Raw genomic sequence first — 14,591 nt, 5'->3', positions numbered from 1 at the left:
GTGAGGAGACCGGTCTCGAGATGGTGAAGGTGCAGTCGATCCAGAGCCAGGCGGTGCACGCCGAAGAGCGTGCCCACGAGGCCGACCATCCGTCCTCGCAGGTCGCGCTGTTCGGCGCCGATCAGCCGCTGCGGCTGGATTGCGGCGTTGACCTCGCCCCATTCCAGATCGCCTACCAGACCTATGGCGCGCTCAACGCCGACAAATCCAACGCCATCCTGGTCTGCCACGCGCTGACCGGCGACCAGCACGTCGCCAACATCCATCCGGTGACCGGCAAGCCGGGCTGGTGGCAGACTTTGGTCGGCCCCGGCAAGCCGCTCGACCCCGAGCGGTTCTTTATCATCTGCTCCAACGTGATCGGCAGTTGCATGGGCTCGACCGGCCCGTCCTCCACCAACCCCTTAACCGGCAAGCCGTGGGGGCTGGATTTCCCGATCATCACCATTCCCGACATGGTCCGCGCCCAGGCGATGCTGATCGACCGGCTCGGCATCGACCGGCTGTTCTGCGTGGTCGGCGGCTCGATGGGCGGGATGCAGACGCTGCAATGGAGCGTGGCCTACCCGAAGCGGGTGGCCTCGGCGCTGGCGATCGCCTGCTCGACGCGGCATTCGGCGCAGAACATCGCCTTCCACGAGCTCGGCCGCCAGGCGGTGATGGCCGATCCGGAGTGGCACCACGGCCGCTATTACGAGGAGGGCAGCTACCCGCACCGCGGCCTCGGCGTGGCGCGGATGGCCGCGCATATCACCTATCTGTCCGACGCCGCCTTGCATCGCAAATTCGGCCGCAGGATGCAGGATCGCGAGCTGCCGACGTTCTCGTTCGACGCCGATTTCCAGGTCGAGAGCTATCTGCGCTATCAGGGATCGTCCTTCGTCGAGCGCTTCGACGCCAACAGCTATCTGTATCTGACCCGGGCGATGGATTATTTCGACATCGCCGCCGACCATGACGGCGTGCTGGCGGAGGCGTTTCGCGACACCACGACGCGGTTCTGCGTGGTGTCGTTCACCTCGGATTGGTTGTTTCCGACCTCGGAATCCCGCAACGTGGTGCACGCGCTGAACGCCGGCGGCGCGCGGGTGTCGTTCGCCGAGATCGAGACCGATCGCGGCCACGACGCCTTCCTGCTCGATGTGCCGGAATTCGTCGATATCGTGCGCGCCTTCCTGCAATCGGCCGGCGTCGCGCACGGCTTGGCTGGGAAGGGGCACTGATATGTCGGCTCAGGAATCCTTGCCCTTCATCACGCCGGAACCCGTGCATCCGCTGAAATGCTATCGCGCCGACCATGTGCTGGTCGCCGAGATGGTGGAAACCGGCTCCAAGGTGCTCGACGTCGGCTGCGGCGAGGGCGATCTGCTGCAGCTGTTGGAAAGCCGCGGCATCGACGGCCGCGGCATCGAATTGTCGCGCGAGGGCGTCAACCGCTGCGTGTCGCGCGGGCTCGCGGTGGTGCAAGGCGACGCCGACACCGACCTCGTCAACTATCCCAACGACGCCTTCGACTATGTGATCCTGTCGCAGACCCTGCAGGCGACGCGGCAGCCGCGCGCCGTGCTGGAAAACCTGCTGCGGATCGGCCGCCGCGCCATCGTGTCGTTTCCGAATTTCGGCTACCTCAACATGCGGCTGCAACTGTTGATCCACGGCCAGATGCCGCGCACCGAGAATCTGCCGGCGACCTGGTACGACACCCCGAACATCCACTTCTGCACCATCAAGGATTTCGTGCTGCTGTGCGACGAGATCAACGTCAAGATGGAACGCGCGGTGGCGCTCGACCAGCACGGCCGTCCGCTGCGGCTGAATGCGCCGTGGTGGTTCTGGAACCTGTTCGGCGAGCAGGGCGTGTTCCTGCTGAGCCGCGCGGAGAAGACCAAGTAAGCAATCGAGTTTGCAACTCGTGTCCCGGACGCGGTGCGGCATTCTTATGCCGCGCCGCGAGCCGGGACCGTTCCAGGCGCAGCGCTCCGTAACGGCCCCGGATCTGCAGCGCACCACGCCGCCAATGCGATGCGCTACGCTGCGCCCGGCGCACGTTGGGTTGGCTGCTACTCCCTGATCGAGCGCGGATCGCGCGGGCCCCAACGTCCGGCCTCGGCCAGCGCCAGAAATTTTTCCAGCGTTTCGTTGAACAGCGCGGGCTCCTCGAGATTGAGCGCGTGGCCGGATTTCGGAAACATCGCAAGCCCCGAGCTTGCGATCTGACTTTTCAGGAACAGGCTGGCTTCGATGCAGGCATCGTCCTCGTCGCCGACGATGATCAGGGTCGGCAGCGACAGCTTGGCGATCGCCTCTTTGAACTCCGACAGCGGCGGCCGCGCGCCCTGGAAGTTGCGCATGGTGCGCGCCGCGCCGTTGGCGTCGTGCTCGCCGAGCGCGTCGTGGAAGTCGCGAAAGCCGCGCGGATCCTTGACCAGAAACGGAATTCGTCCCGGCGTTAAGCCTGCGAGCTTGGTGATTTCCGGCGCGCCGCCGCGTTCGAACTCGTCGGCCTCGGCGCGGCATCGCGCGCGATACGCCTCGAGCCGATCGGCCTCGAAGCCGGAGCCGATGCCGGCCAGCGTCAATGACAGCACGCGCGACGGCACATGCAGTGCGACTTGCAACGCCGAATAGGCGCCCATCGATAGTCCGACGAAATGCGCCGCCGCGATCCGCAGATGGTCGAGGATCGCGATCGCGTCGTCGCGGACGTGGTGGTAGTCGTAGTCGGTATCGTTGTCGGGAATATGCGACGGCGTATAGCCCCGCGCGGAGTAGCTGATGCAGCGATGGCCGCGCGCGAAGGCGCGCATTTGCGGCTCCCAACTGGCATAATCGCCGGCGAATTCGTGCAGCAATAGGATCGGCGTGCCGTCGCCGACTTCCTCGTAATACAACTGCACGTGGTCCTTGGTGATGGCGAAGGGCATCGCGATTCCTTTGACGTAATCGCGCGACGATGCGCGCTGACGTTGAATCATAGCGATTCCGCGCGCGCTCCGCATCCATTGGTTAATCCGAATTTCGTCTTCGAGTCGCGCGCGATAGCCGTGTCAATGGGGCGATGGTTCACGAAATCCTGCGATTAAAGGTCTTGATCTCGCCACATCAGGAAATGCAAGAGGCGCCCTCGTTGTCCGGCCCGTGCATGCGGCCGGATGGAATTGGGGGTGTTGATGAGGACATCTGGTATGGTTGAGTTCGTTGCGTTTCGTCGTTGCTTTGGTTTTTCTGCAGTTGCAATGCTCATCGTGGTAATCACCGCATTCGCGACTCCGGCTTCGGCCCGGTCGCATCATGGCGCCGCTCGGCACGCTCACGTGCATCAGGCGCATCACGCCGCGAAGCGGCATCATCATCAATTCAAACGGCATCATCGCGCCGGACACCACAGCCGCTATCAGCGCCGCGCGGCGGCGATGCCGGCCGCGACCCAGTCGCAGTTCGGCTTTGCTGATAACAACGCAGGCGCGATGCAGTCGCCCGGCGTCGGCAACGGCTTCGGGTTTTCCAACGTCGTTGCCACCGCGCGCAGCTTCATCGGCGGCGGCAATCCGACCGGCCGCAGCAGCCTGTGGTGCGCGCGGTTCATGAACATGGTGCTGGAGCGCGCGGGTCTGCGCGGCAGCGGCTCCGACATGGCGCGCTCGTTCGCCAGCTACGGCCAGCGGATTTCCGGCCCGCAAGTCGGCGCCATCGCGGTGATGTCGCGTGGCAAGCGCGGCGGCCATGTCGGCGTGGTCAGCGGCATCGACGCCAAGGGCAATCCGATCGTGGTGTCGGGCAATCACGGCCACCGCGTCGCCGAGGCGAGCTATCCGCGAAGCCGGATCTACGCCTATGTGATGCCGGCGAGCTGAAGAGGAGGCGCGTGGTTTTGCATGAGCCGCGCGCAACGGAATCGTCTGTGCGACGCGTCCCCACGGCGCCTCGGGATTGCCGACCTCTCCGCGTCGTGGCCGGGCTCGTCCCGGCCATCCACGGAAACAGCCAAGGCGTCGCTTGTGGGCGTGGGTGGCCGGGACAAGCCCGGCCATGACGTGAGGATGCTTAGTGCCTCACGTTATGCGCGGCGTTTCCGGCCAGCTCCAAAGCCATCGTGCGGGCCCGCGTCCTGGGGCCTGACGAAATTGTGAGGGAACCCCTTTCGCCGCTCGGAATCCGATCCCACATTGGTTGCAAGCCGGCCGTTTGAGCCGGCGAGCCATCGCCGCCGGCTGAGCACGATCAGCGCGGTCGGCGCAACCCAATGAAGATGTCGTTGGCGTGCTTTCGAGGCGCAACGGCAGGCTGAGGGACATTGACAATGAACATCGAAAAATACACCGAGCGGGTGCGCGGCTTCATTCAGTCGGCGCAATCGCTGGCGGTGCGCGAGGGCCACCAGCAGTTCTCGCCGCTGCACATTCTCAAGGTGCTGCTGGACGACAGCGAAGGCCTCGCGGGCGGCCTGATCGACCGCTCCGGCGGCAACTCCCGCGCCATCCTCAAGGCCACCGAAGACGCGCTGAACAAGATGCCGAAGGTGTCGGGTGCCGGTGCCGGCCAGGTCTATCTGGCCCCGGACACCGCGCGGGCCTTCGACGCTGCGGAGCAGGCCGCCGACAAGGCCGGCGATAGCTTCGTCACCGTGGAGCGGCTGCTGCTGGCTCTGGCGCTCGACAGGGACTCCGAGGCCGGCGCGCTGCTGAAAAAGGGCGGCGTCACCCCGCAGAACCTCAACGCCGCGATCAACGCGCTGCGCAAGGGCCGCACAGCGGATTCCGCCACGGCGGAAAACGCTTATGATGCGCTGAAGAAATACGCCCGCGACCTGACGCAAGCGGCACGCGATGGCAAGCTCGATCCGGTGATCGGCCGCGACGAGGAAATCCGCCGCACCATCCAAGTGCTCTCCCGCCGCACCAAGAACAATCCGGTGCTGATCGGCGAGCCCGGGGTCGGCAAGACCGCGATCGTCGAAGGCCTGGCGCTGCGCATTCTCAACGGCGACGTGCCGGAGAGTTTGAAAGACAAGAAGCTGTTGTCGCTCGACCTCGGCGCCCTGATCGCGGGCGCAAAGTATCGCGGCGAATTCGAGGAGCGGCTGAAGGCGGTGCTCTCCGAGGTCACTTCGGCCGAAGGCGGCATCATCCTGTTCATCGACGAGATGCACACCTTGATCGGCGCCGGCAAGGCCGATGGCGCGATGGATGCGTCCAATCTGTTGAAGCCCGCGCTGGCGCGCGGCGAGCTGCATTGCATCGGCGCCACCACGCTGGATGAATATCGCAAGCACGTGGAAAAGGACGCAGCTCTGGCGCGCCGGTTCCAGCCGATCTTCGTCTCCGAGCCGACGGTGGAGGACACCATCTCGATCCTGCGCGGATTGAAGGACAAGTACGAGCAGCACCATGGCGTGCGGATCGCCGATTCCGCGCTGGTGGCGGCGACCACGCTGTCAAACCGCTACATCACCGACCGTTTCCTGCCGGATAAAGCCATCGACCTGATGGACGAGGCCGCGGCCCGGCTGAAAATGCAGGTCGATTCCAAGCCGGAAGAGCTGGATTCGATGGATCGCGAAATCATCCGGCTGAAGATCGAGCAGGAGGCGCTGAAAAAGGAAACCGATCCCGGCTCGAAGAGCCGGCTGCAAACCTTGTCCGGCGAACTCGCCGAACTCGAGGAGAAATCCGCCGCGCTCACCGCGCGCTGGAGCGCCGAGAAGAACAAGCTGTCGAACGCGCAGAAGCTCAAGAGCGAGCTCGATGGCTTGCGGATCGAACTCGCCGACGCGCAACGCCGCGGCGAATATCAGCGCGCCGGCGAATTGGCCTATGGCCGGATTCCGGAGCTGGAGCGCAGGCTCGCCGAGATCGAAGCCCATGCCGGCAATGGCGAGATGATGGAGGAGGCGGTCACCGCCAACCACATCGCGCAGGTCGTCTCGCGCTGGACCGGCGTGCCGGTCGAGAAGATGCTGGAAGGCGAAAAGGACAAGCTGCTGCGGATGGAAGACTCGCTCGGCAAACGCGTGGTCGGCCAGTTCGAGGCGGTGCACGCGGTGGCGACCGCGGTGCGGCGCTCCCGTGCCGGGCTGCAGGATCCGAACCGGCCGATGGGCTCGTTCATGTTCTTGGGGCCCACGGGTGTCGGCAAGACCGAACTCACCAAAGCCTTGGCCGAGTATCTGTTCGACGACGAGACCGCGATGGTCCGGCTCGACATGTCGGAATACATGGAAAAGCACTCGGTCTCGCGGCTGATCGGCGCGCCTCCGGGCTATGTCGGCTATGACGAGGGCGGCGCTTTGACCGAAGCGGTGCGCCGGCGGCCGTATCAGGTGGTGCTGTTCGACGAAATCGAAAAAGCCCATCCGGACGTCTTCAACGTGCTGCTGCAGGTGCTCGATGATGGACGGCTGACCGACGGGCAGGGCCGCACGGTGGATTTCCGCAACACGCTGATCGTGATGACCTCGAATCTCGGCTCGGAATTCCTGGTCAACCAGCCGGAGGGCGAAGACACCGAAGTGGTGCGCGAGCCGGTGATGGCGATGGTGCGGGCGCATTTCCGCCCGGAATTCCTCAACCGGGTCGACGAGATCATCCTGTTCCACCGCTTGCAGAAGAGCGAGATGGGGCGGATCGTCGAGATCCAGTTCACCAGGCTCGCCAAGCTGTTGGAAGAGCGCAAGATCGTGCTCGAGCTCGACGCTTCGGCGCGCGACTGGCTGGCCGAAAAGGGCTGGGATCCGGCCTATGGCGCGCGTCCGCTGAAGCGGGTGATCCAGCGTCACGTACAGGATCCGCTGGCCGAGATGATTCTCGCCGGCGACATCAAGGATGGCGACCGCGTCGCGATCTCGACCGAAGGCGGCGTCTTGACCTTCAACGGCAGGCCGCCGCACACCGCCGACATCGCGCCGTTCGAGCGGCCGCTGTCGAAACGGATGCTGAACTAACCATCCTCCCGATCGCGGAGCACCGCCGTGGCGCTGCTCCGCGAGTCCCGGGCGGCGGAATAGGCTTACTGCTTCACCAATTTGTAGATTGCGTTCTCGATGTCGGACGACACGTAGATCGTGCCGTCGGCCCCGACGCCGACGCCGGTCGGAATGTTGGTTGGCGGCAGCCCGGGCGCGGCTGCGAGCCCGATCGGCAGATTGCCGGCGAGTTCGGTGACGCTGCCGGTCGCGGGATCGATTTCGACGATGCGCTTGGCTCCGACCTCGGCCACGATCAGCTTGCCGCTGGGCGCCAGCGCGAGGCCTTCCGGCATTTTCAGATCCTTCGCCACCACGGTCTTGGCGCCGTCGTCGAGCTTGACCCTGGTCACTTGGCCGGAAAACGCCTCGGTCAGGTAGACCGATCCGTCGTCCGCCGCGACCAGCCCGATCGGACCGTTGAGCTCGCCGGCGACGGTGCTGCGCTGCTTGCCGTGCTCGCCGCCGAGTCGGATCAGCGAGCGGCTGCCGAGCTCGTTGACCAACAGATCGCCGTTGCGGAGCCGGATGGCGTCGTGCGGCGCCTTCAGGCCATGGACCATCTCGCGCGATTGTCCGGTTCTGCGATCGAGCACCTGCACGGTGCCGCTGAACCAGCTCGACAGAATCACCTCGTCGCCTTTGGCGGTGGCGCTCATCGGATATTCCAGCGTCACGCCGTCGGCATGCATCCGGGCGATCTCGCGAACCTCGCCGGTTGCGCCGTCGACGCTGCGATAGGCCATCACGTCGGCGACGTAGACCGTATCCTTGCCGCTCTCCGAAACCACGCCGATGCCGCCGGGCAGCGCCAGCTTGCCGATGATCAGCTGCTTGACCGTGCCGCTGTCCGGATCGACTTCCTGAATGCCGTTGTCAGCCATGTTGGAGACGTAGATGCGATCTCGATCGTCGATCGCAAGGTTGTCGAGCGACGGCTTGAGCTGCGCGACGAGCTTCTTCGCTCCGGTCTTGGGATCGACCCGGGTCAGCTGGCCGAGCGCGGTATCGACCACCCATAGCTGGCCCTTGGAATCGAAATTCACCGCCGCGGGAATCTTGAAGCCGTTGGCGACCACGCTCAGTTCGGCCTTGTCGACATCGACCTTGACCACCTGGCTCTTGAACCACAACGGGCCGTAGAGCATGTCGTCGGGGCCGAATTCGAAGCCGTTCAGCCCGCCCATCTTCTCCAAGATCTTGCGCGGCGGCTTGACGCCTTCGACGTCGATTTCATAGAGCGCGTCGCCGAGAAACACCTGGCTGGCATAGAGCCGGCCGTCTTTGCGATAGGCCAGCGAATTGATGCCGGGCAGGCCGGCGGCGAGCTTCTTGATCGGGCCGTCGGCCTTGCGCGCGTAAAGATCGCCGGTGAGGAAGGCGGTCCAGGCCATCGTGCCATCGGGCGCAAAGGCGATGTCGTCGGCCATGCCTTGCGGCGTCGGGATCGCGACCTTGGCGGTGCCGCTGTCGCGGTCGACCTCGTACAGCGCGGCGCCGGCGACGGAGCCCGCGAACAGTCGCCCGGACTTGTCGACGCCGAGGCCGTGCACGCCGTGAAACGCCGAGCCCGAGACGAGCTTGCTGACTTGATAACCCTGCGCCCGTGCGGCGCTATTGCAGTGCGTGAGCGCGATCGCAGCCAGAGCTGCGCCGAACGCCAGACGGCCTCTCATCAAATCCCTCCCGAATTTTGTTTGTTATCGGGAGAGTATTTGATCGGGGAGGGGGGTTGGCAAACACAATTCCTGTCTGCGCGACAGGAATTTGCTCGGAATTTACCGCGTGACGGGACGTCCCTGCGCCGAGGCGCTCTGGTTGCGCGACGGCGTCGACAGATCTTCCGACAGCCGGCCGTTGCGGCTGGTCATCATCGTATCCAGCCGGTCGCGTTCTTTCTCGAAGCTCGCCATCAGCGGACCTTCCAGCGAGCGGCCGCGCGGCAGCTTGACCCGCATCGGGTCGACGAAGCGGCCGTTGACCAAAATTTCGTAATGCACGTGGGCGCCGGTCGACAGTCCGGTGGAGCCGACGAAGCCGATCACCTGGCCCTGGCGCACGCGTTTGCCGGGCTCCAGCCCCTTGGCGAACGCCGACATATGGCCGTAGGCGGTCTCGTAGCCGTTGTTGTGCTTGAGCCGGACGTATTTGCCGTAGCCGCCTTCCCAGCCGACCTTCTCGACGATGCCGTTGCCGGAGGCAAAGATCGGCGTGCCGTAGGGCGTCGACCAATCGACGCCGGTGTGCATCTTGACGTAGCCGAGGATCGGATGCCGCCGGCCGCCGAAGCCCGAGCGCATGATCGCCTGGTTGACCGGCTTGCGCACCAGGAACTTCTTCGCGCTCTTGCCGCTCTCGTCGTAGAAATCCACCACCGAATCGTCGGGGGTCTGGAAGCGATAATATTTCTTGGTCTCGCCGCCGACGGTGAGCGCGGCATACAGCACGTCGTTTTTCTCGGTGGCGTTGGAGCCTTCGTCCTCGCCGGCAAAGAACACCTCGAACGAATCGCCGGCCTGCACCCGGCGCTGGAAATCGACGTCGTACGAATAGATCCGGACCATGTCCTCGATCACGCCGGCCGGCACCTTGTTGCGCAGCGCGGTCTCGTAGATGCTTTGATACAGCCGCACGCCGGTGCCGTCGTCCTCGTCGTCGTCGCTGCTGTCGGGCACCTCGGCGACGGTGTTCATGCTCTGCACGTCGACCGCGACGTATTTGCCGAGGTCGGACAGCGCCGCCACCGCTTCGACAGTGGAGTCGCTCGCCACCACGACGCGATAGGGCTGCAGCCGTTGGCCGGGGCCGGCCGGCGCCATCAGGATGCGGATCTTCTGGCCTTCTTTGAGCCCGCCGTCGCGGCCGCGGGAGCCGAGCGTGGCGGCGATCGCGCGGGTTTCCTCGGGCGTCGCGCCCTGGTCGCGCAGGATGGTGGAAATGCTGTCGTTCTTCTTGACGATGTGGATCCGCTCGTTGGTCGGGTTGCCGCCGGTCGCCTGGTCCTTGGTCTTCGGCAGCAGCGTCACGTTCTCCGGCACCACGCGGGTCTCGAATCCGGCATAGGGATCGGCGGCGACGTTGCCCTCGGTGGCGTAGGCCATCTTGATGTCGGAATGCGGCGTGCCGGCTTCGCCGGTGGCGCTGGCCATGGTGTAGCGAACCCCGGTTTGACCGCGCCAGCTCGAGGCGTCGCGCACCCGCATCAACACCTCGTCGATCGCCAATACGGCGGCGACTTTGGCCTTCGGCAGAATCGGACCGAGATCGCGGGTGACGAACGACACCTCGGCGTCGGGCTCGACGGCGTCGGGATTCTGCGCGTCTTCGGCGGCGGCGGGCGTCGCCGCGCCGACGTCGGTCAGCATGCGTTGGGCATTGAACGGCGGCACCTTGGCGGACAGCTCGCTGGTGGTCAGCGCCAGATTGCCGGCGATGCGAATGAAGGGCCGCACCCGCATCACGTCACGATTGCCGATTCGGGTGACGGTGGAGACCCGCACCACCTGGCGCGCCGCGGCGGATTCGGAGGGCGGCGGCAGCCGGTCGCTCTTGTGCAGGCTGGCATTGCGATCATTGGCGCCGAACGCGCCGCGAAGCGCGCCTTCGACGCGCTCCGGCACTTTAGCGAAGGTCATTTCGCCGTCCAGCGATGCGAAAACGGCGCCGCCGATCAAGGCTGCGCCGCACAGGCCGGTGAGAATCGTGCCGCTGAACCATTGCACCGAGACGCGCCGCCGATCGATCACCGCGGCTTCGGATCCGTCGACGGAAAGCGGCGGCTCGTGGCCGAGGTCGATGATCCCGGCCTCGCGTCCATAGCTGCGCGCGCGTGTCGTCCTGTGGCTCAAACCGCCGTCCCCCACCATTTCGTCATTGCCGCGGCTGTCGCACCGCAACCTCGCGCGCCCCGCACGCAACGATCGAGTCGTTTGGCCTGCTGCACGACCATCGGGCAATCACCGATCAGAACCAAGAGCGGAGTTTGCCGACCGCGCCGGAAACGCGGTGAAACGGGTCAGACTGAATGTTCAGACTGGATGTCATGGCGAGCAAGATCCCCCAAACGCGCAAAATCCGAGCTGCCGAAGCGCGGGCAATCAAAGATTCTTTGCATCTCGGTTCTGGAGAACGCTGCAGGATTGTGGCTCTAGTGCGGCTGAGGCCCTGAAAACTCAGGACTTCTCGGGTTCCCACAGGATGCGACATTTTCTTGACGATGGGTGTTGACTCATCCGAGGGGGCGGGCTTATAAAACGACCACTGAGCGCGGCGGCAACGCCCTGGCCCACACGGGTCGCGGCGAGCTTCCGCGCCTCTGATGCTCCTCATCAAGGTGAGTGACTTGAGCAGCCGAAAGTTATCGGTTGCGCTTTGTCGTCGGATGAGAGTATACGACGCCTCCCAAGATGGGGGTGTTGCTTTCCTGGTTTGGAAGGCGTTCCCTACGGGGAGACATTGCTTCCTTAGCGGGAAGTTGGGGTTTGTGCCCCGGGCTGTTTGACAAGTTGAAATGAAGAAAGAGAAACGTGGACGGCGGAGTCCTTGCGGGTCTTGATCGGATGAGAGCTTCGGCTTTTTGAGGATTGGGACCGGACGAAAGACTTCGGCGGTACACGTTTACATAGGTTACACCATGTTGGTTTGGTGAGTTGATCCTTCGGGGTTTGCTGATCGGCCGACGTGACGATCGCGATGTGAATCGTGGTCGACATTATATGGTGGGACCTCGTCAAACGATGTGATCAGCCGGTTTAAAGTTTCAAGTCCAACTTGAGAGTTTGATCCTGGCTCAGAGCGAACGCTGGCGGCAGGCTTAACACATGCAAGTCGAACGGGCATAGCAATATGTCAGTGGCAGACGGGTGAGTAACGCGTGGGAACATACCTTTTGGTTCGGAACAACTGAGGGAAACTTCAGCTAATACCGGATAAGCCCTAACGGGGAAAGATTTATCGCCGAAAGATTGGCCCGCGTCTGATTAGCTAGTTGGTGAGGTAATGGCTCACCAAGGCGACGATCAGTAGCTGGTCTGAGAGGATGATCAGCCACATTGGGACTGAGACACGGCCCAAACTCCTACGGGAGGCAGCAGTGGGGAATATTGGACAATGGGCGCAAGCCTGATCCAGCCATGCCGCGTGAGTGATGAAGGCCCTAGGGTTGTAAAGCTCTTTTGTGCGGGAAGATAATGACGGTACCGCAAGAATAAGCCCCGGCTAACTTCGTGCCAGCAGCCGCGGTAATACGAAGGGGGCTAGCGTTGCTCGGAATCACTGGGCGTAAAGGGTGCGTAGGCGGGTTTTTAAGTCAGAGGTGAAATCCTGGAGCTCAACTCCAGAACTGCCTTTGATACTGAAAGTCTTGAGTACGGGAGAGGTGAGTGGAACTGCGAGTGTAGAGGTGAAATTCGTAGATATTCGCAAGAACACCAGTGGCGAAGGCGGCTCACTGGCCCGTTACTGACGCTGAGGCACGAAAGCGTGGGGAGCAAACAGGATTAGATACCCTGGTAGTCCACGCCGTAAACGATGAATGCCAGCCGTTAGTGGGTTTACTCACTAGTGGCGCAGCTAACGCTTTAAGCATTCCGCCTGGGGAGTACGGTCGCAAGATTAAAACTCAAAGGAATTGACGGGGGCCCGCACAAGCGGTGGAGCATGTGGTTTAATTCGACGCAACGCGCAGAACCTTACCAGCCCTTGACATGTCTAGGACCGGTCGCAGAGATGTGACCTTCTCTTCGGAGCCTAGAGCACAGGTGCTGCATGGCTGTCGTCAGCTCGTGTCGTGAGATGTTGGGTTAAGTCCCGCAACGAGCGCAACCCCCGTCTTTAGTTGCTACCATTTAGTTGAGCACTCTAAAGAGACTGCCGGTGATAAGCCGCGAGGAAGGTGGGGATGACGTCAAGTCCTCATGGCCCTTACGGGCTGGGCTACACACGTGCTACAATGGCGGTGACAATGGGATGCTAAAGGGCAACCTCTCGCAAATCTCAAAAAGCCGTCTCAGTTCGGATTGGGCTCTGCAACTCGAGCCCATGAAGTTGGAATCGCTAGTAATCGTGGATCAGCATGCCACGGTGAATACGTTCCCGGGCCTTGTACACACCGCCCGTCACACCATGGGAGTTGGTTTTACCTGAAGGTAGTGCGCTAACCCGCAAGGGAGGCAGCTAACCACGGTAGGGTCAGCGACTGGGGTGAAGTCGTAACAAGGTAGCCGTAGGGGAACCTGCGGCTGGATCACCTCCTTTCTAAGGATGGGTCTTCAACAGCTTGCTGTTATCGACCCTCTTTTGAAACATCAGTGGCCAACGGTTGGATCAATCGTTGAGCTGCATTGGCGGGATTTCGCCGTCTTCGTTTCTCTTTCTTCGCGGACGAACACGCGCCAGGCGCGTGCGCTGTCTTGATGTGGCTTGCTTGCAAGCTTCGTCGACGCGCATGCGCTTTGAGCCCGAGCTCTCGTCGTTAGGGCTTGTAGCTCAGTTGGTTAGAGCGCGCGCTTGATAAGCGTGAGGTCGGAAGTTCAAGTCTTCCCAGGCCCACCAGCTTTCGCTCGCGCAAGCGAGCGGAAAGCTGCCGCGCCGAAGCCCTCTTGGGCGTAGGCGGGCCGGTGAGATTGTGCACTGAACTGCGCGAGCTACAGCTCGGCAAGCCAAGCTTCTGACCGACGCTTCCGATGATCGCGTTTGTAAATTCGTCTCTTCTGGTTTGGGGCCATAGCTCAGCTGGGAGAGCGCGTGCTTTGCAAGCATGAGGTCGTCGGTTCGATCCCGTCTGGCTCCACCAGCCTTCGCTGGCAAGTGCCAGCTACGGCTCGGCAAGCCGATCGCGCCTGACGCAAGCAAGACCTTGCGAAGGCTGCCGCGGCGAAGCTCGAAGAGCGTAGCCGGGCGATGCAAGCCGGGCAGCCGACGATCGAGACTGAGAGCTTAAGGCAACCGTGTTCAACGATCCTGGAATGACCAGGGTCCATCCGCGACATATCAATTCGCAGCTTTGTGTCCCAACGGATGCGCGCTGCGGGATATCTGACATCGTATAGAGGAGATCGATCCAGGTTTTGGATCTTGTGGAGCAATCCACGGGGTTCGAAATGCTATCTCCAGGATTTTGCAGTCGTGACCGTCGCAAGACGGTTTGCGGATGCTCAATCTTTGTTGGTGAAGCTTGACCGCCTCACCACTGGTTCGATCTTAAGAAGCAAGCTGGTCTTTCTAATCATGTCCAGCCGCATGTGGCCCTCATCGAGGGGGCAAGTTGGTAGCTTTCGAGCTACGAACACGGATGCGGTTACATTCTGCCGAGTGTGTGGACATTGATAATGAGAGCAATCAAGTGCCTTAAGGGTGTTCGGTGGATGCCTTGGCGCTGAGAGGCGATGAAGGACGTGCTACGCTGCGATAAGCCGTGGGGAGCTGCGAAGAAGCTTTGATCCACGGATTTCCGAATGGGGAAACCCACCTTCGATAGCCGGAACTCCAAGTCCTTGTGACTTGGGGCTCAAACAGAAATGGATGACTTCCAAGCCGTGAGGTTTTGGATTTCCGGTTATCAAGCGAAGGTATGAAGCTCCTGAATTCATAGGGGGTTTTAAGCGAACCCAGGGAACTGAAACATCTAAGT

At 62.7% G+C, this 14,591-nt stretch carries 7 protein-coding genes, 2 tRNA genes and 2 rRNA genes (1 of these 11 cut by a window edge); 8 read left to right on the top strand and 3 right to left on the bottom strand.

Annotation, left to right across the window (positions count from 1 at the left end; translation table 11 throughout):
* The first annotated feature begins 20 nt into the window (after positions 1 to 20).
* Both metX and metW read left to right on the top strand, forming a co-directional pair.
* Entirely contained in the window at positions 21 to 1,223 is a 1,203-nt protein-coding gene (gene metX / locus RPC_RS21430) for a homoserine O-acetyltransferase MetX (protein ID WP_011474686.1), read from the top strand.
* A 1-nt stretch (position 1,224) separates the two neighbouring features.
* Positions 1,225 to 1,893: a methionine biosynthesis protein MetW gene (gene metW / locus RPC_RS21425; protein WP_011474685.1), complete on the top strand. Its 669-nt coding sequence runs from the start codon at positions 1,225 to 1,227 to the stop codon at positions 1,891 to 1,893.
* 167 nt (positions 1,894 to 2,060) lie between these two features.
* On the opposite strand, the gene RPC_RS21420 is transcribed toward metW, so the two are convergent.
* The gene (locus tag RPC_RS21420; protein ID WP_011474684.1) at positions 2,061 to 2,924 is read right to left on the bottom strand and encodes an alpha/beta fold hydrolase; all 864 of its coding nucleotides are present in this window, start codon (positions 2,922 to 2,924) and stop codon (positions 2,061 to 2,063) included.
* A 261-nt stretch (positions 2,925 to 3,185) separates the two neighbouring features.
* On the opposite strand from RPC_RS21420, the gene RPC_RS21415 reads away from it, so the two are divergent.
* A complete protein-coding gene (locus tag RPC_RS21415) occupies positions 3,186 to 3,854 on the top strand; it encodes a TIGR02594 family protein (protein ID WP_049766148.1) in 669 nt (222 codons plus the stop codon).
* A gap of 446 nt (positions 3,855 to 4,300) precedes the next feature.
* The gene (gene clpB, locus RPC_RS21410) at positions 4,301 to 6,940 is read left to right on the top strand and encodes an ATP-dependent chaperone ClpB (protein ID WP_011474682.1); all 2,640 of its coding nucleotides are present in this window, start codon (positions 4,301 to 4,303) and stop codon (positions 6,938 to 6,940) included.
* A gap of 65 nt (positions 6,941 to 7,005) precedes the next feature.
* Here clpB and RPC_RS21405 read toward each other — a convergent pair whose 3' ends face one another.
* Together RPC_RS21405 and RPC_RS21400 are read right to left on the bottom strand one after the other, a co-directional pair.
* A complete protein-coding gene (locus RPC_RS21405) occupies positions 7,006 to 8,637 on the bottom strand; it encodes a Vgb family protein (RefSeq protein WP_011474681.1) in 1,632 nt (543 codons plus the stop codon).
* Positions 8,638 to 8,739: 102 nt separating this feature from the next.
* Entirely contained in the window at positions 8,740 to 10,827 is a 2,088-nt protein-coding gene (locus tag RPC_RS21400; protein ID WP_011474680.1) for a peptidoglycan DD-metalloendopeptidase family protein, read from the bottom strand.
* A gap of 900 nt (positions 10,828 to 11,727) precedes the next feature.
* Between RPC_RS21400 and RPC_RS21395 the strand changes: the two genes are divergently transcribed.
* The 4 genes from RPC_RS21395 to RPC_RS21380 form a co-directional block, all read left to right on the top strand.
* Positions 11,728 to 13,216 (top strand): 16S ribosomal RNA (locus RPC_RS21395).
* 220 nt (positions 13,217 to 13,436) lie between these two features.
* Positions 13,437 to 13,513, top strand: a tRNA-Ile gene (locus tag RPC_RS21390).
* 165 nt (positions 13,514 to 13,678) lie between these two features.
* Positions 13,679 to 13,754, top strand: a tRNA-Ala gene (locus RPC_RS21385).
* A 543-nt stretch (positions 13,755 to 14,297) separates the two neighbouring features.
* Positions 14,298 to 14,591, top strand: a 23S ribosomal RNA gene (locus RPC_RS21380); it runs 2,552 nt beyond the window's last position.
* Together the 16S and 23S rRNA genes with 2 tRNA genes alongside form the textbook arrangement of a ribosomal RNA operon.

Source organism: Rhodopseudomonas palustris BisB18 (assembly GCF_000013745.1).
In the GTDB taxonomy this organism is placed as follows: Bacteria; Pseudomonadota; Alphaproteobacteria; order Rhizobiales; family Xanthobacteraceae; genus Rhodopseudomonas_A; species Rhodopseudomonas_A palustris_F.
Note: the sequence above shows the minus strand (reverse complement) of the source record. Positions and strands in the feature narration are given on the sequence as shown.